A 19,925-nucleotide genomic window follows, 5' to 3' on the forward strand; every position below is an offset into this window, starting at 1 on the left:
AAATATGATTAATATCAATAAGAGCGGCAGGCTGATTAAATATTAATTAACCATATTTTATTTTAATATTTGATTACAATTTAAACTTTAAAATACATGATGATGAGTTTTGCAGTTTTTAATTTGGCATTAACTTATTGGTAAATTAGATCCAGAATTTGAAATAAAAAGCCCTTCTTTGCAAAGAAGGGCTTTTAACTATTTATTGATCGCTTGTGAATTACCTATCTCGGCCGACAAACGCAACCACTACCTTGTCACCAGCAAGAGTACGAGAGAAGACGTACGCTCCTTCCTGAGCGATTACGTGATGCTTACCCGCTCCAATCGCAGGGTGTGCTTTACGGAACTGCCCTAGAGTCTGCCAATGTTTCAGCAACGATTGTTTATCGTCAGTCAGCTCCCATACCATGTCAGAGCGAGTGCCTTGGTGGAAGTCGTCTGCATATGGGCCAATGTTACGCCCCACTTCATCGCCATAATAGACCTGTACAGCGCCAGGGCTTAACAACAGCGCATTCGCTGCGTTACGCTGCATAGCGTAGTCTTTAAAGCGTGAGAAGAATAGCTCGGTGTCGTGAGAGGACATATAGCTGACCGGGTTAAAGTCTTTCTCGTTGGCGATGGTATCGGCATAGCTTTGGTAGGTGTCAGCCATCTGACTAAAACAGGCTGCGCCTTTATCAAGTTTCTTCTGCATATCAAAGTTGATCAGCGCATCGAAGCCATCGTCAAAGTAAGGGCTGCGATATGCGGTGTGTCCCCATACTTCGCCCATCATCCAAAACGGTTGACCGGATTTACCGTTTTCTTTACGCCACTGTTCTAAGCTTTGAGAGGCTTCTTGCTTCAGGCGTTTCCACACGTCACCTTCAACGTGTTTTACGGTGTCGACGCGATATCCATCAATGCCAAAGCGCTTCACCCAATCCGTTTGCCATTCAATTAAATAATCCGACACGGTGAAATTGTCTCGCGCCTTAACACGCGTACCCGGATTGTCTAGCAGCCACTTAGGTGGTGTTACCGCTTTATCAGATTCGGTGACAAAGTCCGGCAACCCAGCGAGCGACATAGTGATATCGCTGCTGCCCGGCTCAGGATAGCCCGGTAAACCTGCTCTTACCCAATCACCACCCCACCAGTTAGCCCAGTTCGGACTTTGGTAATAAATATATTGGTGATAGCTGTGCCAGTTTTCACCACTCTTTGGTTGCCAGTTCGCCCATTTCTCTGGCAAATCAGCGCCCGGGTTGAGCACTTCGATACCATCAAACTTTAAATCGGCAAGTGTGGAGTAACCGGTGTGGTTGATGACGGCATCCATCAGCACTTTTAGCCCGCGTTTGTGCGCTTCTTCCACCAGCGTCTTTAAGTCAGCTTCACTGCCGAAGTTTTCGTCGATCTTAGTAAAATCACGCGTCCAGTAACCGTGATAAGCATAAAATGGGAACGAGCCACTGTCGCCACCGCCAACAAAACCGTGTACCTGCTCAACAATCGGCGATAACCAAATGGCATCTGTCCCCAAGCTTTTGATGTAGTCCAGCTTATCAATCACTCCTTTAAGGTCGCCACCATGGAAGGTACCGATTTCTTCTTTCCCGTCCTTTTTACGCCCATAGCTGGCATCATTGCTGCTATCTGCGTTGTTGAATCTATCAACCATCACAAAGTAGATATTGGCATTTCGGTAGTCAAACGGAATTGCTTGCTTGGTTTTCTTCATCGGCTCAAGAAGTACGATTCCACCTGACGCTTGGTCTGGCACCAAAGAGACTTGTTGATTTTTCACTTCGACTACCTGCCCTGAGTAAGCATCCCGCAATTTGGTTCCATCGGGGAAACTATCACCCAATGCAATGGACACTTCGCCACCTTGATAAACTTCACACTGGACTTGTGGGATCGGGCGTTTGAACTCAGTCTTCGCCGCTTTCTTTGGTTCTCGCTTAAACAGAAGCGTTTTTGCCTGCTCATCATAGGCAAACGAGTAGTCCCCGGTAAAACGTATTTTCAGCGCAAGTTCTGTCGGCTCTCCACAGTTCAGTGAAATGGGTGTATTGAACTTTACGTTTTGTCCGTCGGGCGCGGTACAATTTCCCTCAATACCGGTTATTTTTAGTGTGTAGCCGTCTTTGGTAAGCGGCACGACTAAAGGTTGCTCGGCACTGAGTGGAAAATCGCGGCTGTTCGTTGTGGTAGATATGGTGATATTGGGTTCAGAAATAGCACTTGCCGAGGCGAGTAATAATGTCGTCGTGATCAGATTCAGTTTCATCGTTCTATCCATTGATTGCGTATGTAACCTACGCAAATTTATTAGTTTTATTCACACTAATAGTAAATGGATGAAAATTTGAGCACATCATTCTAATAGACTACGCCCTAAAGCTTGGATTAACTCACATTTTTGCTTTATCAGGGCGTAGTTTGAAATTTCTACAAATGAACGCTGCCTAGATTTCGCATTTGATTCATCGCCCATCTGGTGCGGCGCTGAGTATAGTCGCTTTGTGGGTAAACTTTTATACGATAAGGATTAGGCAACACCACGGCTAATTGCGCCGCTTGCCACTTCGACAATCTATCTGAGCTTACGCCAAAGTAGTTCTGAGCAGCCGCTTCTGTACCATAGATACCCGGACCAAACTCAACCACATTCAGGTAGACTTCCAGAATGCGCTCTTTGCTCCACATCGCTTCCATCAGCAGTGCAAAGTAAAGCTCATAGGCCTTACGCACATAAGAATGGGCAGGAAACAAAAACACATTCTTGGCGGTTTGTTGGGTAATCGTGCTTGCTCCGCGGGATGGGCCATTTTCGTCCGCATTCGCTATCACATTAAACAGAGACTCAAAATCGACGCCATAGTGCGTCGGGAATTTTTGGTCTTCTGTTGCAATCACAGCAAGCTGCATGTTTTTGGAGATTTGCGACAAAGGCACCCATTCATGCTGACTGTGATCAGGATAGTTTGTTGGAGGTGAGACAAGGCGACTGAGTTTCCAGCCCCAAATTGGAGGATCGATAAACTTTACCGCCCCGACCATAACAATAGGGGCAAGCAACAGTACCAACACGACTTTAATTAGAAATGACTTGAGCCTTTTGATCATTCTCAGTATCCCGACAACGCTCCGCTTTAAAAGCAAGCGAGCAAGATTGCCGTATTCTGCAAAGAACAACAAGTTTCTGAGGTTAAAGTTTGGTCAAAAAAAGCCCGATTTACATTGTAAAGCGGGCTTGATGTTTTAAGTGGCGCTTATTTAGCAAGCTTGTAGAACACCGTTGATAAAGGTGGGATACGCAATCCAAGAGATTGTGGGAGCGACTCGCTTTCGATCTCTTCAGTTTCAACACTCTTGTGAACCTTGAAGCCACTGCCACCGTATTTGCTGTCATCGGTGTTAAGCAGAAGATCGTATCGGCCTTCATTCGGAACGCCTAAGCGGAACTTCTCATGTGGTACTGGCGTAAAGTTGGTGATAACCAAAATACGCTCACCGTCCTCACTAATACGCTCATGAGCCAGAATACTCGCATCCGCTTCATCTTGAAGACGCCATTCGAAACCAGCAGGAATACAATCCTGATCGTGCATAGCTGGTTCAGTTCGGTATAGATGGTTTAAGTCACGAGTCAGATCTTGAACCCCTTTGTGACGTTCAAACTCCAATAAGAACCACTGCAGTTGATCATCATGGTTCCATTCCGCTGTCTGACCTAATTCTGCGCCCATAAAGTTAAGCTTTTTACCTGGCTGGCCGTACATATGGCCGTAGTAAGCACGCAAGTTAGCGGTTTGTTGCCATTCATCACCAGGCATTTTGTTGTGGATAGAGGCTTTGCCATACACCACTTCATCGTGCGACAACGACAATACATAGTTCTCACTGTGTGCATAAATAAGCGGGAACGTGATGGTATTGTGGTGGTATTTGCGATGAACAGGATCTTCTTTCATGTAAGAAAGACTGTCGTGCATCCAACCCATATTCCACTTAAATCCGAAGCCCAATCCGCCCATGAATGTTGGCGCAGACACACCGGGGAATGCCGTCGACTCTTCAGCAATCGTCATAGCATTCGGGAAGTGTTTGTACACCTCCTCGTTCATCCATTTTAGTGTCGCAATCGCTTCATAGTTTTCGTTGCCACCATCGACATTTGGAATCCACTGATCATGACTGCGTGAGTAGTCAAGGTAGATCATGGACGCAACGGCATCGACTCGAATACCATCAATATGGAATTGTTCGAACCAGTACAAGGCATTCGCGACTAGGAAGCGACGGACGTGCTCGCGGCCGACATCATAGATATACGAGTTCCAGTCTTGGTGCCAGCCGCGACGTGGGTCTGGATCGTGGAACAGAGGTGTGCCATCGAAGTTTGCCAAACCATGGTCATCGGATGGGAAGTGCGCTGGTACCCAATCGAGAACCACGCCAATACCCGCTTGGTGACAAGCATCAACAAAGTATTTGAAGTCATCTGGCGATCCATAACGACTGGTTGGAGCAAACAGCCCCACTGGCTGGTAACCCCAAGAACCGTAGAATGGATGTTCAGAAACTGGCATCAGTTCAACGTGGGTGTACTCCATGTCGACCAAATATGGCACTAAATGTTCAGCCAGTTCACGGTAGTTAAGAAACTCACCCTGCTCATTGCGTTTCCAGGAGCCAGCGTGTAGCTCATAGAAAGACAACGCTTCACTGCGCTTTTCCGTTACTGGACGACTTTGCCATTGCGTATCCTGCCATTGGTAACGGTTGTGGTCGTAAGTGATGGATGCGAATGACGGGTACTGCTCTGAATAAAAGCCCCATGGGTCTTGCTTATGAGGCAACCCTTCTCCATGTGGACCTTTTAGTTCGTATTTGTATTGTACGCCTTCTTCTAAGCCAGGAACGAACAAGCCCCAAATACCGTAATCGAGGCGTTGCATTGGCTGACGACGGCCATCCCACTGGTTAAATCCGCCGATCAAACTCACGGCTGACGCATGCGGTGCATAAACTAGGAAACGAACGCCAGAGATATGTTTACCTCCACGTTCTAGAGTGACAAAGTGCGAACCCATGTAGTGATACATGTCTTTCGGTGTGTGCAGGTGTTCGTACTCTTGGTAAATATTGTGGTATTGGTACGGGTCGTCAATGATTTGTTCAACGCCATTCCAATCTACAGCTAAGCGGTAATGTGTGAGGTGTAAATCGCGTTTTTCTTTGAGAATAAATCCGCTTTCACCTTCGCGTTCAAGGGCAACTCTTGGCTCCCCTTCAACCAATAATTCAACTTTATCAGCACCTGGCATCCAGACTCTTAGGGAACCTTCACCATCATCAATAAATGGCCCCAGCGTCGCAAAGGGATCCGAGTAAGAAGCCTGAGCTAGCAGTTCATAGGCACGTTCATACTTTTTCTTTGTTCTCTTTATTTTATTTGTTTTCGTGTTTTTCAAACCTTTCTCCCTAAAACCAATATCCACCTTAAACACACCGAGTTTAAGAAAATATTGGCTTGCACAGCCAACATTGTAAACTTACTAAAAAGCACTGCTTCGAACGTCAATGTTTGCAAGCAGCATCAAAAAACGAAAATGCCCGCTATTATTGCGGGCATAATAACAGTACTCCATCCTAACGGATTGTTTTTATAGAATGAGTGACGTAGATGGAAATTTCTTACCTAAGAGCAAACAAATTTATAATCAGCTCGCTTTCTCACTCATTCTATTCGTCCTTACTTGCTTGCTTGAGCGCGAACTTCCGTTAAACGTTTTGCAATTCGATTCACATCTTCACGACTGAAAATTTCATCAAGGTTCATCGACAGCTTACGACGCCAGTTTGGATACTCATCAACAGTACCAGGAATATTGACCGGTTGATCCATCTCTAGCCAGTCTTCCAGCTGAACACTAAGCAGTGCAGAATCACCCGCTGCAACATGCAGTTGAAGCGCTTCGCTTAAGTACGAATCCATTGGAACAAACTGCGCATCATGGCCAATGCCTTCAGGCAGATAACCATGCCAGCGAACGCTATCCAGAATGCCTTGCTTGCACTTCAGACGATCAGCAAACAGACCTTCTAGTTGCTCTTCGTCTGGGTACAGACCAATCTCACGACCCATTTTTAAGTCATCACAGTGCCAGAAACCGCGTAGCGTTGGCATATCGTGCGTACACAGTGCCGCCATAGATTGCTCAGCATAATGCTTAGGAGAAATGAAGCCGCCGTCGTCTTTTGAGGTTTCAAAGAAAAATACTTTGTATGAGTGCACACCAGCATCGCGAAGAATATCAACGATTTCGTCTGGCACCGTACCTAAGTCTTCACCAATAACTGAACATTGATGACGATGTGACTCAAGCGCTAAGATTGCCAGCATGTCTTCTACTGGGTAGTACAGGTAAGCCCCTTCTGTTGCCTTTTCGCCTTTTGGAATCCACCACAGACGCAGCAAGCCAAGTACATGGTCAATACGTAGCGAACCACAATGCTTCATGTTGGCACGCAGCAGTTGGATGTAAGCGTCGTAACCCGTTGCTTCAAGCACTTGTGGGTTTAGTGGAGGCAGACCCCAGTTTTGACCTAGTGGGCCCAGTACATCTGGTGGCGCACCAATACTTGCGTCCAGAACAAGGTTACCTTCGTCAGCCCAAGTTTCACTGCCAGAATCCGCTACGCCTACTGCAAGGTCACGGTACAGACCTACAGACATACCTTTTTCTTCTGCAAGCGCTTGCGCTTCTTTGATTTGATCATCAGCGATCCACTGTAAGTACATGTACAGGTGAACGCGGTCTTTTTGATCTTTGATGTATTTCTGCGTTCCAGCCGACTCGAATGTACGGTATTTTTCAGGGAACGCTGGCCAACCCCACACGTTGGCATCTTCTGCGTGCAGATCGGCATGAAGTGCGTCAAAGGCAGCTTGATGTAACAAGCTGTCGCCGCCTTTCTCTACGAATTCTAAGAATGCACGTGCGCGGTCAGTATTCTTGTCCAGATGACGCGCTTTGAACTCGCTAAACAGTAAAGGCAGTACGCTCATTTTAAGAGCTGAGACTTCGGTGTAATTAACCCAATGAGAATCACGAGCTTTTTGTAGGCGCTGCTGGAATTCAGCACTGCCAACTTGTTGCTGCGCTTCTGCACTCAGAGCGAATTCCGGTACGGATACCACATCAATATACATGATGTTCAACCAGCGGCGAGAAGACGGGCTGTATGGGCTCGCACCTTCTGGGTTTGCCGGGAACAACGAGTGAATTGGGTTCAGGCCAATGAAGTCTCCGCCACGCGAAGCAATGTCACTAACCAGTTGCTTAAGGTCTCCGAAATCACCGATACCCCAGTTATGCTGAGTACGCAATGTGTAAAGCTGAATACTCGGGCCCCAAAGCTTTTTGTGTTCGTTAAGCGCATCTTGTTTGTAACAAGCTTTTGGAGTGATGATCAGCGACATTTCATAAGGCGTTTTACGACGCTTACGACTGATGATCAGTTTGTGATAACCCCATGCCAAGTTCTTTGGCAATGCAAACACTAGAGGGCCACCCTCAGCACGTTCATCACGAACAATTTGAGACTGAAGATAGCCTTCAAGTACCTCTCCTTGCTCTGTTTCTAAACGCCAGCTGAATTCACTCTCACGAGCACTCGTACCTAGGTTTAGTTCCACTTCGACAGGCTCACCGTCGCGTAAAACAAGAACAGGGGCTAGTACGTCTTTCTTATGCTTCTTCTCAGCAGAAGCCAATAGTTTTTCATCGCTGCTAGTATCGTAGCCAAGTGAAGCGAGCAAACGGCGCAGAGTCTCATCAGACACTTTAGCCTCATCTCCCCATGCACTGACGTAACTGTCAGCCAATCTCGCCATTTCCGCGACTTTCTTTAATGCTGTTAGTTCTTTCATCGCTTTCTCCGAAGGTAATGCAAACACCTTCCATGTAGGGTTTTATTGTTATCAATAACTTATATTTGAAAATAACCAAAGGTAGCGCAGGGCTACCTTGGTTTTTACTTGTCTTATTAACGGTGAACCGGTTCTAGTTTCCAGATGTTGTTCACATAGTCTCGAATTGAGCGGTCTGACGTGAACTTGCCAACGAGGGCGGTATTAAGGATGGCTTTCTTAGCCCAACCAGCCTGGTCTTTGTATTGCTCGCCCATATCTTCATGCGCTTTCACGTAAGACGCGAAGTCTGCAAGACATAGGTATGGGTCACCGCCATCAAGCAGGCTGTCGTACGTAGCACGCAATAGACCCGGCTGACCTGGTGTGAACTCTTCACCGACAAGAAGATCCATTGACGCTTTTAGTAGATGGTCCGCATTGTAGTAATCAAACGGGTTGTAGCCTTGAGCTTTCAGCGCTTTCACACCTTCAACATCCAGACCGAAGATGTAGATGTTCTCGTCACCCACTTCTTCACGAATCTCAACGTTCGCACCATCCATTGTACCGATAGTAAGAGCACCGTTTAGCGCCATCTTCATGTTACCAGTACCTGACGCTTCTTTACCTGCTAGCGAGATTTGTTGTGATACGTCCGCCGCAGGAATGATGATTTCTGCCATGCTCACGCGGTAGTCAGGAATGAATACCACTTTAAGCTTGTTACCGATGCGAGGGTCGCTGTTGATCTTCTCTGCAATTTTGTTGATTGCGAAGATGATTTCTTTCGCCAGGTGGTAACCCGGCGCTGCTTTCGCTGCGAAGAATACAACTCGTGGTACACAATCAAACCCAGGCTCGTTAAGGATGCGATGGTACAGAGACAACACGTGTAGCAAATCTAGGTGCTGACGCTTGTACTCGTGTAGACGCTTGATTTGAACATCGAAGATCGCATTGGTATCCAGCTCGATACCCATGTTCTCTTTCACCCAGTGAGCCAGGCGTTCTTTGTTCTCTTTCTTCACTGCCATGAATTCTTTTTGGAATTTCTCGTCAGTGGCGTATTTCGCGATGCCTTCCAACAACTCCAGTTTCGCTGGCCATTCGCCACCGATCTTGTCAGTAATTAGCTGAGACAGGCCTGGGTTACAGAACTTCAACCAACGACGCGGAGTAATACCGTTCGTTACATTGTGTAGACGAGTCGGGTACAGCTCATGGAACTCAGGGAACAGGTCTTTCTTAACCAATTCAGAGTGAAGTGCTGCTACACCATTAACCGCGTATGAACCGATTACACTCAGGTTAGCCATACGTACCATGCGGTGGAAACCGTCTTCGATGATCGAAAGTTTTTGCTGTTTCGCAACATCACCAGGCCACTTAGCACGAACTTCTTGCAGGAAGCGGTGGTTGATTTCGTAAATGATTTCCATGTGACGTGGAAGCAAGTGCTGAATTAGCGACTCTGGCCATGTCTCTAGTGCTTCTGGAAGTAATGTGTGGTTTGTGTACGCGAATGTGTGCGAACAGATTTCCCACGCCGCTTCCCAAGACAGACCTTTCTCATCAACAAGGATGCGCATTAGCTCAGGAATAGCGATAGTTGGGTGCGTATCATTAAGCTGGATAGTCTCTTGCTTAGGCAGTTCTTCTAATGAGTAGCCTGCTGCTTCGTGGCGGCGAAGAATATCGCGTACTGACGCTGCAGAGTGGAAGTACTGTTGCATTAGACGAAGTGTTTTACCTTTCTCGTGGTTGTCATTCGGGTAAAGCACTTTAGTTATGTTGCCAGCGTCGATCAGCGCATGCTGAGCTTCGAAGTAGTTACCATTGTTAAAGCTTGCAAGTGAGAATGGTGCAATTGCCTGACATTCCCAAAGGCGCAGTGGGTAAACTGTTTCTGATTCGTAACCTACGATTGGTAGATCCCAAGGCATCGCTTTTACTGTCATGCCTGGAACCCATTTACGAACTTCTTTACCGTTCTCGTTGACCACTTCAACATGACCGTAGAAGCCGATTTCTTGAGCAAGCTCTGGACGAGCCACTTCCCAAGGGTAACCTTCTACGCCACACCATGCATCTGGCGCTTCTTGTTGACGGCCATCTTTGAAAGATTGCTTAAATAGACCGTATTCGTAGTGTAGGCCGTAACCCACTGTTGGGTATTCTTGCGCGGCACATGAATCCATGAAACAAGCTGCCAGACGGCCAAGACCGCCGTTACCCAATGAAGGGTCGCGTTCTTCTTCAAGAAGGTCAGTTACGCTATGACCCAATTCAGCCATTGCTTCTGTTACTTGCTCGTACAGACCCATGCTGATTAAGTTATTGCCCGTTAAACGGCCAATTAGGAATTCTAGAGAAAGGTAGTTAACGCTCTTAGCACCTTTGATTCGAGGATCTTCTTCAGTAGCAAGCAAATCAAAAGTAGTGATCTCCGCTAGTGCACGACCCATTGCTAGGTACCATGCGCGGCTATCTGCGTTTTCAACAGTATGTGCGTAAGTCACTGATAGGTGTTTCTTTACGCTGTCTTGGAACGACTTTTTATCAAATTTTTTCTGTTGTGTAGGTTTCATTAAGAAATTCTCACGTCTTTTAGTAATTCATCTGCCATATATCGTGCATTTACCGGTGTGAATAAACATCCTCCTGTTTCTCCTCCTTTGAAGGAGGAGGAATGAGGGCGTAGAGGGGGGTACAACCGATCAGTTAGTGATCTGAATCGCAACAAAGCTTTTTACGCTCCGCTTCTTAGTGATTTCGATCACAGGCGAATATGAGAAAAGGCTAAAATTTACTCATGAAGTTTTTAAGACACTGTCGAAGCATGATGTAAATTTTGTATTAGCGATCACACTCCCCTTGTTCACAAACACAAAAATTACATATCCATCGTGCAAGAATTCCTACAAGGCATAACAAACCAGCCTAAAAAAGTGATTAAACTCACAAATACAGGGCGTAGTTGGTGCCATTTCCCTCATCTCGTGAGAATTAGGAAGTGGATCAAAGTAAGGTGTAATAGCGATGTCGTAACATCCCACTCGATTTATATTTTTGTTTACTTTTTAAACAGATTAAAATTTGGTGACGAAAACCGTTTTCAGATTTCGCTAGCTTACATAAATTAAGGACATAACGAATAATGTGGATTCCATCTAAGCTCACTCGCCCAGGCCGGTTACATAACGCCATTGTGCGTCCAAGAGTGCTGGACTTACTGCAACAAGCGCCTTATTACAAATTGGTTTTGTTTCGCTCACCTGCCGGTTACGGTAAAACAACAATGGCAGCGCAGTGGCTGTCGGATAAGCCTAATGTTGGTTGGTACAGTATTGATGACAGCGATAATGACGGCTTCCGTTTTGTCAATTACCTGTTGCAGGCATTAAACAAAGCAACAAACTTCAGTTGTTCTAATGCACAGAAACTGGCGGAAAAACGCCAAATATCCTCTTTACGCTCATTGTATAGCGAGCTGTTTGCCGAAATGGCTGACTTTCATCAGGAATGTTACGTAGTACTCGATGACTATCACTTAATCACCAATGATGAAATTCATGAATCAATGCGCTTCTTTTTAAAGCACATGCCTGACAACTTAACCGTCGTCGTCACAAGCCGTGCGACACCGCCATTAGGTACTGCAAACCTGCGTGTGCGTGACTTGATGATCGAAATCGGCAACGACATGTTAGCCTTCGATACGGAAGAAACGACCCGCTTCTTTAACCAGCGCATCGCTGACGGTATTGATGAAGACATGGCAAACAGTCTGAGAACTTATGTTGAAGGCTGGCCCTCTGCATTACAACTTATCGCTCTTCAGGCGCAGCATCAAAACCGTACCTTGGCGCAGACGGTAGAGTCTGTTTCTCAGTTCAACCACGCACATCTTTGGGATTACCTGGTAGAGGAAGTATTTGATCTGCTCGATCATGAAACTCGCCAATTCCTGATGCAGGTTTCGGTTCTGGATCATTTCAACGACGAGTTGGTATTCGCGTTAACTCAGCGTGAAGATGCACTCGGTATGATTGAATCCCTGAATCGCTACGGGTTGTTTATTTACCCTCTCGAGGGTGAACATAACTGGTTCCGATTCCACAACCTGTTCGGTGAGTTTTTGTCTCATGAGCGCCAGGCTCGCATTCCTCAGCAAGAAAAAGATCTACATCGCAATGCTGCATTAGCTTGGTTACAACAAAAATCGCCTCACCAAGCAATTCACCACGCTCAGAAATCTGACGATAAAGATTTAGTGGTTGAAATTCTTAACGAATTTGGCTGGAAAATGTTTAACCAAGGCGAGCTAAGCACCTTGGAAAATGCCATTCATCAACTTGACTCAGAACTGCTATTTAGTCATCCAAAACTGACGATGTTACGCGCATGGCTGGCTCAAAGTCAGCACCGTTACAATCAGGTTGGTCAGTTGCTTGAAGAAGCAGAAGCGGAGCACCAAAAGCGAGATATTGAGCTGGATGTCCACTATCAAGGGCAGGCCAATGCACTACTTGCTCAGGTTGCGATTAACAGTAACCAGCCAGAAAAAGCACTTGAGTTGGCAGAACTCGCACTCAGTGAGTTAGACCACACTATCTATCGGAGCCGAATCGTGGCGACCTCAGTCGTTGGTGAAGTCAATCACGTACTGGGTAAGCTCGATCGTGCATTACCGATGATGCAGCAAACCGAAAAACTGGCTCGCCAGTATCAAGTTTACCATCAGGCGTTATGGGCGATTCTACAACAAAGTGAAATATTGATTGCCCAAGGCTATGTTCAGGCTGCCTTTGAATTGCAAGATTCGGGCTTCCGTCTGATAGAAGAGCATCAGCTTCAGCACGTGCCGCTGCATGAGTTTTTACTTCGTATTCGTGCGCAAGTGCTTTGGTGCTGGAATCGTCTGGATGAAGCCGAAGAGTGTGCTTATAAGGGGTTACAGATCTTAGAAAGCCATTCGCCAAGCAAGCACTTACATAGCTATTCTATGCTTGCACGTATAGCTGTTGGACGTGGAGAGCTCGACAAAGCAGGTAAGTTTATAGAGCATATTCAACACTTGATGAAACAATCGACCTACCACGTCGACTGGACGGCGAACGCATCATTGTCCCTCATCTTATTTTGGCAAGCTCGCGGCAATATGGATGCAATACAAGAGTGGCTCAACAGTGCAGTTCGTCCAGAATCTGCGTGTAACCACTTCTGTCAATTGCAGTGGCGTAATATCGTTCGTGCGCACATTAATCTTGGTCAATATGACGAAGCTCGCCAAGCGTTGAATTTTCTACAAAGCGAAGCGCATCGCAGTAACTTAGTCACTGACACGAACCGCAACTTAGTTGTTGAAGCGGTATTAGCTGCGCGTCAGAAAGATGAAGAACAAGCGAAAGCCTTACTTAAAGAAGCATTAGTAATGACCAACCAGACAGGTATGGTTGGAAACTTCTTGATTGATGGCGCAACCATTGGCGGTTTGTTAGAAAAGCTTAGCCTGCGTCACGAGTTGGGCGATTTAGAACGTCACCGCGCACAACAACTGATGAAAGACATTTCATCAAATCAGCGCAGCCGTTCAATTCACTTCGATGAAGACTTCATTGAGAACTTGGTGAACCACCCGAACGTACCAGAGTTAGTACGCACTAGCCCGCTCACTCAACGTGAGTGGCAGGTGCTTGGATTGATTTACTCGGGCTTCAGTAATGAACAAATTGCTCAGGAGCTTGATGTCGCCGGAACAACCATTAAAACCCACATCCGTAACCTGTATCAGAAACTGAACATTGCGAACCGTAAGGAAGCGATTATCACGGCAGAAAACCTACTGCAATTGATGGGTTACTAGAAGAGATAAACCACTCAGTAGCTTAAAACGAAGGGTTGGCGTGAAAGCGTCAGCCCTTTTTATTTAGCTTGAGCTTTCAGCATTGCACTTAGTAGCCTGAGCTGTGGTTGAGCAGAAATAGCCTTTTATTCAGACAAAAAAATAGCCAATCGCAATAATCGCGATTGGCTGATATTTAATGTGAACAATCTGTATTCACTAACAACGTCAGTTGGCTAGGTGACCCTCGGCTTAAGAAGGGTCGCGGCGTATTATGCATAAACCATGCCATAATTGAAAGCTTTATTTTTGACTCAATATCTCATATGTAAGCGTTCTAAAACATTATCTGTAGCAAAACGAAAAACGTCGTTGCATTTAGCAAATGCAATTTGCAAATAACACACTCCAAACACAATTATTGAGTGATACCTTAATACCTAAACAAAACATCTAAACTTAGAACAATAATCAACCGGTTAGAGAGGGATTTATCTCGTAATAACAATACTATTTCATACTTTTTTACCGGTAATGTTTGTATACTCTGCCCCATCATCAGAAATCAATAGTACGAAAATGAACTATCTAATTACTTTCTTTAAAGGAATGGCAATGGGTGCAGCCGATGTGGTTCCCGGCGTCTCTGGCGGCACTATCGCTTTTATTACAGGCATTTACGATACCTTGCTAGAGAGCATTCGACGCATCAACCCAAGGCTTTTATCCATCTGGAAAAGAGAAGGAACGAAAGCGGCGTTTAACCATATCAATGGTTTTTTCCTTATCACGCTGTTTTCCGGTATTGCCGTTAGCATTGCAACCCTCGCGAAACTGATCACCTGGCTTTTGAACACGCACCCTATTCCAATCTGGTCATTCTTTTTTGGGCTGATTTTGGTTTCGGTTTACCACATCGTGCGTCAGGTAGAAAAACGCGACGCGATTCGCTTCATTACCTTATTGGTTGGCGTTGCATTCGCTTACAGCATTACGGTGCTTAAGCCACTGCATATGGAACCGACAATGGTGAATACGCTGATAGCTGGCTCTATCGCTATTTGTGCCATGATTCTGCCGGGCATTTCAGGCAGCTTCATTTTGCTGCTCATCGGCATGTACACTCCCGTATTAGCGGCATTAAATGGCTTCCAAGTAGACATTTTGGCGCTGTTTTTAGCAGGTTGTGTTATCGGCTTACTGACGTTCTCACATTTGCTTTCTTGGTTATTGCGCCACTTTAGAGACGCAACATTGATGTTCCTCACCGGGTTGATGATTGGCACACTGCCTAAAATTTGGCCATGGAAAGAAACATTAACCTGGCGCACAAACTCAAAAGGTGAACAAGTTCCGTTACTTCAGCACAACTTGACGCCGTTTGAGTATGAACACATAACTTCTCAGCCATCACAACTGGTTATCGCCATTGTCATGATGCTGGCCGCGATAGCGCTGGTACTTAGCTTGGAAAAGTTCGCAGATTCAAGTAAATAAATGTCTTAATTTCATTACGGAGCCGATGGCTCCGTTTTTTTTTCTAATCTACTAAGGTAAATACATTTTCTCGGAACTTGTCTCGTTGAGCATCGCCCAGGTGTGCTACGATGCAGTTCTTATTAAGTCATAACTGCTGAACCTTAATGAAACTGTTAAATATCACTGGTGTCGCAGTGGCACTGGTCGCGGGGTTTTACGCCCCGACGCTACTAAAAAGTTTGTCGACGTCCTCTGAGCTCAAACCGCTTGATGAATATTGTTTTCTATCTACGGCGGCTTGCGTCCAACAAGACGTAACCATGACACTCAATGTAGATAACACTCAGCCCTTAGTCCCTGCACTGCTGACCGTAGAATGGTCTGACAGCGAAGCGGAACAACTCGTATTGAGCTTGTCAGGACGAGAAATGGAAATGGGTGAGCCTAAGTTTTTATTAAACAAAGTGTCTCCAGGAAAATACATGGGTGAAGTGGTCTTGCCGGTCTGTACTCAAGAGTCAATGACTTGGGTCGGAGAGCTCACCGACGGACAAGACACCATTTATCCCGCCATCAAAATGCAAAGATAAGGAATCAATATGAGCCGCAACTGGTCCCTATTTCTCGTGGTCGCTTTCGTACTCGGATTTGGCGCTAAAAGCTATTTGGACAGCCAAGAAGCGATCCCAACCGAACAAACTGAGCCAGCTAAGTCAGAGCAGACAGTGTTATTTGGCGAAAATGACCAGCCAGTTAACATTTTCGACGTTAATGACCCTCGTATTCGTATTGTTTACTTCGGTTTCACACGCTGTCCTGACGTTTGTCCAACCTCGCTGGCCATGCTAGCAGGCGCACTCAACCAAATTGACGAAACACAAAAGGCCCAACTACGCCCAATGTTTATCTCTCTCGATCCTGAGCGCGATGAAGCGGATGCATCGGCAAAATACGCACACTACTTTCATCCTATGATTGAGGGGCTATCTGCGCCGCTAGAAATCACGACTCCGCTGGCACACAGCTATGGCGTTATTTTCCGCAAAACAGAATTAGAAGGCTCTGAGCTGAAATACACACTGGACCACAGCTCCTACTTCTACTTCTTGAAACCTGACGGAACCTTGATCACCAAAGTTCCTCACACGCTGACGCCTGCACCGATCGTCGAGGCAATCTCACAACTCACATCAAACGATACGTCGACGAAAAGCTAGTCAAGTCACAGAACTCCTGGTAACGACGCAGCACTGCAACGATTAAGCGATAGAGGCTCCTCAATAGGAGCCTCATTTATCTCGCTCTATTCTTACTGGCTATTTGTTTCAAAATATAATTCTGTGCTATACCCCTCAAATGTATAGGTGCATTTACGCTATACATTAGTCTCCAAGTTCCAGAGGTAGACAACACATGCTTAAAGGTTTCAAACGTATTTTAAAGTTCCTGACTCAGGTAAATCCAAACATGGATCAGGATGTCGACACGATTATTGCCGCGATTGGTGGTATCGAGAATGTCGTTGAAACAGGCGCTTGCGCCACACGTTTGAGATTAACTCTTAAATCAACGGCAGTCGTTGATCAAAAAGCGTTGAAACAACATGGCGCTCACGGCGTAGTGGTTTTAGATGATAAACATATCCAAATCATCTACGGGCTGAAGGCAAATAGCTATTCACAGATAATGGAAGAGCGAATGAGCAGCCAAAGTTAGCTCTGGCAGCATGAGTTTCTCTACCGCAAACGAATGAGAGCGGCTATACTCTCCCCGTCTTATTAACGAACCCAATTATCAACCAACTAAAGAGGACACAAAATGATTGTAATGCAAAACACACACTGGGCATCGCAAGGGTAAACGTCCAAAATTTCAATTGGTGGCTTAGCCACAACCTCCCTTCTCTGCCCGGTTTTCTCCGGGGTCAAATCTATCCGAATTAGACCCTAATGCAATTTGTATTAAGGCGCTTTGTTGCGTCTGGGATAATTCAACAATGAATAAAACACACTCTTTTTTTGCAACACTGACTTCAACCAGCAACCCACTCAAGCGTTTAGGTTGGAAACCGTTCTTTCAGCAGCAGCTGACTTTAGACGATTATGAAAACACGCAATTTGCGCGAGTGATTGCACATCATCGCAGTGGCTACTTATTGGCCAGCGAGGACGGTAACATCCATCTCAATGCTCACTCATCGTTACCCAGTATGACGGTTGGTGACTGGGTCGTCTTAGATCAGAACCAACAGTTTGTTCGCTTACTTGAACGACGCAGCCTGTTCAGTCGTAAAGCGGCAGGTGACAAAGTGGCAGAGCAACTTATCGCCGCGAACGTTGATACGGTATTTATTGTTTGTTCACTGAATGACGACTTCAACTTAAGCCGTATTGAAAGGTATTTGGCGCTAGCACATGAAGCCATGGTAGAACCGGTCATCGTTCTGACTAAAAAGGACCTATGCGATAACCTTGATGAGATAGCAAGCCAAGTACAAAAATTGGATCACCTTTTATCTATCGAGGCCGTAAACGGTTTAGACACAGACAGTGTTGCTAAGCTAATGAACTGGTGTCATGAAGGGCAAACAGTCGCGTTTATTGGATCGTCTGGCGTTGGCAAATCGACGCTCGTTAATACATTACTTGGGCAGCAGGAGCAAGCGACCAGTCATATCCGTGAAGATGACAGTAAAGGCCGACACACCACAACGTCTCGCTCAATACACCTTTTATCGTCTGGTGGTATTTTAATTGATACCCCTGGAATGCGTGAACTTCAGTTGGCAGATTGCGAAGCAGGGGTCAGTGAAACATTTTCTGACATCACCCAGCTAGCTGAACATTGTCGCTTTGGCGATTGTCACCACGATTCAGAACCGGGCTGCGCCGTTCAAGCCGCCATCGAAAATGGGACACTGGAACAACGTCGCTTAAAAAACTACCAAAAGCTATTGAGGGAACAAAGAAATAACGGAGCGACTCTAGCCGAGCAAAGAGCTAGAAACAGACAGTTTGGAAAACTGGTTCGCAATACGATGAGTGAGAAGCGTAAACGCTATCAAGATTACTAACGCTTTGACTTTCGTCGGTCAATTCAATTAAAGGAGACATTTGTCTCCTTTTTAATAACTTTGTTAAAAAGCATCATTCATAACCACCAAATTATTGCAACACAAACAACTTAATTTAATAACATTCAGCAAACATTTAATCCAAAAACAAACTAAAACTAGACACAAAATATTACCAAGTTAAGATATGGGCGGTTCAGTCAGAGAATGACTGACTATATAAAAACAGGATAATTGATAATCATGTGTCTTAGTGACCAGAAGTAATGCTCATCCCTTATTTAATAAGGGCATTATCGCCGTGTAATGTGTAGTTATTATTCAATCACTTAGGCATAACATTGCAGGAATGATGTATGCAACATAACAGCCTCGTTGCCCGATATGCTCGTGGTAACCTCGTTCTCCAGATCCTTGTCGGTATTGTCTTTGGTGTTTTACTTGCAACAGTTTCACCAAGTCACGCTCAAAGCGCTGGAATGATTGGTAGCCTTTTTGTTGGAGCGCTTAAAGCGATTGCTCCAATCCTAGTATTTATTTTGGTTGCTGCGTCTATCGCAAACCAAAAGAAAAACCAACACACTTATATGCGTCCGATCGTTGTGCTTTACCTATTGGGCACATTCTTCGCAGCGCTATCTGCCGTGGTTCTAAGCTTCCTTTTCCCAACCACTTTAACGCTTGTAACCGGCGCTGAGGGTGCTACCCCACCACAAGGTATTGCAGAAGTTCTACACACACTACTATTTAAAGTGGTAGATAACCCAGTAAACGCTCTAGTAGAAGCAAACTACATCGGTATTCTTGCTTGGGGTGTTGGTCTTGGTCTGGCGCTGCATCACGCTTCAGCTACTACTAAAGCGGTTTTCGAAGATCTAAGCCACAGTGTGTCTCACATCGTACGCTTTATTATTCGTCTAGCACCATTTGGTATCTTCGGCTTGGTAGCTTCAACGTTCGCAACAACAGGTTTCAGCGCGCTAGCGAGCTACGCTCACCTGCTAGCAGTACTGTTAGGTGCAATGTTTATCATCGCATTGGTAGTAAACCCTGCGATCGTTTACTTCAAAACCAAACAAAACCCATACCCATTGGTTTTCCAATGTCTGCGTGAAAGTGGTGTAACAGCATTCTTCACTCGTTCAAGTGCGGCAAACATCCCTGTGAACATGGCGTTGTGTGAGAAGCTAAAACTGGATGAAGACACTTACTCAGTTTCTATCCCTCTAGGCGCAACCATCAACATGGCGGGTGCTGCTATCACTATCACAACACTAACGTTGGCTGCAGTTCACACTATGGGTATTGAAATTGACCTATTGACGGCATTGCTTCTGAGTATCGTTGCAGCGGTATCTGCATGTGGTGCTTCTGGTGTTGCAGGTGGTTCTCTACTGCTTATCCCTCTTGCTTGTGGCCTATTCGGTATCTCGAATGACGTAGCAATGCAGGTGGTAGCGGTCGGCTTTATCATCGGCGTTATTCAAGACTCAGCAGAGACTGCTCTAAACAGTTCTACAGACGTTGTCTTCACTGCCGCAGTTTGCCGTTCAGAGCACCAAAAAGAACAGCAATAATCGAATTACGATTCAATAGACAAATAAAATGGGGAG

Annotated in this window: 12 protein-coding genes; 7 read left to right on the forward strand and 5 right to left on the reverse strand. The window is 45.6% G+C overall.

Annotated features, from left to right (window positions below; translation table 11 throughout):
• Window positions 1-220: 220 nt before the first annotated feature.
• From L9Q40_RS07065 to L9Q40_RS07085, 5 genes are all read right to left on the reverse strand, one after another.
• Window positions 221-2,281 carry an alpha-amylase gene (locus L9Q40_RS07065; protein WP_498792895.1) on the reverse strand — a complete coding sequence of 687 codons (2,061 nt, stop codon included), beginning with the start codon at window positions 2,279-2,281 and terminating at the stop codon, window positions 221-223.
• Between the two features lie 161 nt (window positions 2,282-2,442).
• Window positions 2,443-3,120 carry a monofunctional biosynthetic peptidoglycan transglycosylase gene (gene mtgA, locus L9Q40_RS07070; protein WP_014234984.1) on the reverse strand — a complete coding sequence of 226 codons (678 nt, stop codon included), beginning with the start codon at window positions 3,118-3,120 and terminating at the stop codon, window positions 2,443-2,445.
• A gap of 146 nt (window positions 3,121-3,266) precedes the next feature.
• The gene (glgB, locus tag L9Q40_RS07075) at window positions 3,267-5,471 is read right to left on the reverse strand and encodes a 1,4-alpha-glucan branching protein GlgB (protein WP_498792896.1); all 2,205 of its coding nucleotides are present in this window, start codon (window positions 5,469-5,471) and stop codon (window positions 3,267-3,269) included.
• Window positions 5,472-5,752: 281 nt separating this feature from the next.
• The gene (gene malQ / locus L9Q40_RS07080; RefSeq protein ID WP_498792897.1) at window positions 5,753-7,933 is read right to left on the reverse strand and encodes a 4-alpha-glucanotransferase; all 2,181 of its coding nucleotides are present in this window, start codon (window positions 7,931-7,933) and stop codon (window positions 5,753-5,755) included.
• A 116-nt stretch (window positions 7,934-8,049) separates the two neighbouring features.
• Entirely contained in the window at window positions 8,050-10,503 is a 2,454-nt protein-coding gene (locus tag L9Q40_RS07085; RefSeq protein WP_065300531.1) for a glycogen/starch/alpha-glucan phosphorylase, read from the reverse strand.
• 569 nt (window positions 10,504-11,072) lie between these two features.
• Between L9Q40_RS07085 and malT the strand changes: the two genes are divergently transcribed.
• The 7 genes from malT (at window position 11,073) to sstT (ending at window position 19,889) form a co-directional block, all read left to right on the forward strand.
• Window positions 11,073-13,781 carry an HTH-type transcriptional regulator MalT gene (malT, locus tag L9Q40_RS07090; RefSeq protein WP_014234988.1) on the forward strand — a complete coding sequence of 903 codons (2,709 nt, stop codon included), beginning with the start codon at window positions 11,073-11,075 and terminating at the stop codon, window positions 13,779-13,781.
• Window positions 13,782-14,339: 558 nt separating this feature from the next.
• Window positions 14,340-15,257 (forward strand): polyprenyl-phosphate transporter, encoded by a 918-nt coding sequence (locus L9Q40_RS07095; protein WP_498792898.1) that lies wholly within the window; start codon window positions 14,340-14,342, stop codon window positions 15,255-15,257.
• 146 nt (window positions 15,258-15,403) lie between these two features.
• Entirely contained in the window at window positions 15,404-15,829 is a 426-nt protein-coding gene (locus L9Q40_RS07100; RefSeq protein ID WP_014234990.1) for a hypothetical protein, read from the forward strand.
• A 9-nt stretch (window positions 15,830-15,838) separates the two neighbouring features.
• Window positions 15,839-16,456: an SCO family protein gene (locus L9Q40_RS07105; RefSeq protein WP_498792899.1), complete on the forward strand. Its 618-nt coding sequence runs from the start codon at window positions 15,839-15,841 to the stop codon at window positions 16,454-16,456.
• Window positions 16,457-16,652: 196 nt separating this feature from the next.
• On the forward strand, window positions 16,653-16,955 hold the full coding sequence (locus L9Q40_RS07110; protein WP_020333479.1) for a PTS sugar transporter subunit IIB: 303 nt from the start codon (window positions 16,653-16,655) through the stop codon (window positions 16,953-16,955).
• Window positions 16,956-17,235: 280 nt separating this feature from the next.
• The gene (gene rsgA, locus L9Q40_RS07115; protein ID WP_498792900.1) at window positions 17,236-18,312 is read left to right on the forward strand and encodes a ribosome small subunit-dependent GTPase A; all 1,077 of its coding nucleotides are present in this window, start codon (window positions 17,236-17,238) and stop codon (window positions 18,310-18,312) included.
• Window positions 18,313-18,668: 356 nt separating this feature from the next.
• Complete coding sequence (gene sstT, locus L9Q40_RS07120; protein ID WP_014234994.1) at window positions 18,669-19,889, forward strand: serine/threonine transporter SstT; 1,221 nt, start codon at window positions 18,669-18,671, stop codon at window positions 19,887-19,889.
• The last annotated feature ends 36 nt before the right edge of the window (window positions 19,890-19,925 follow it).

Origin of the sequence: Allocatenococcus thiocycli (assembly GCF_921292965.1) — a bacterium.
GTDB classification, from domain to species: domain Bacteria; phylum Pseudomonadota; class Gammaproteobacteria; order Enterobacterales; family Vibrionaceae; genus Vibrio; species Vibrio natriegens.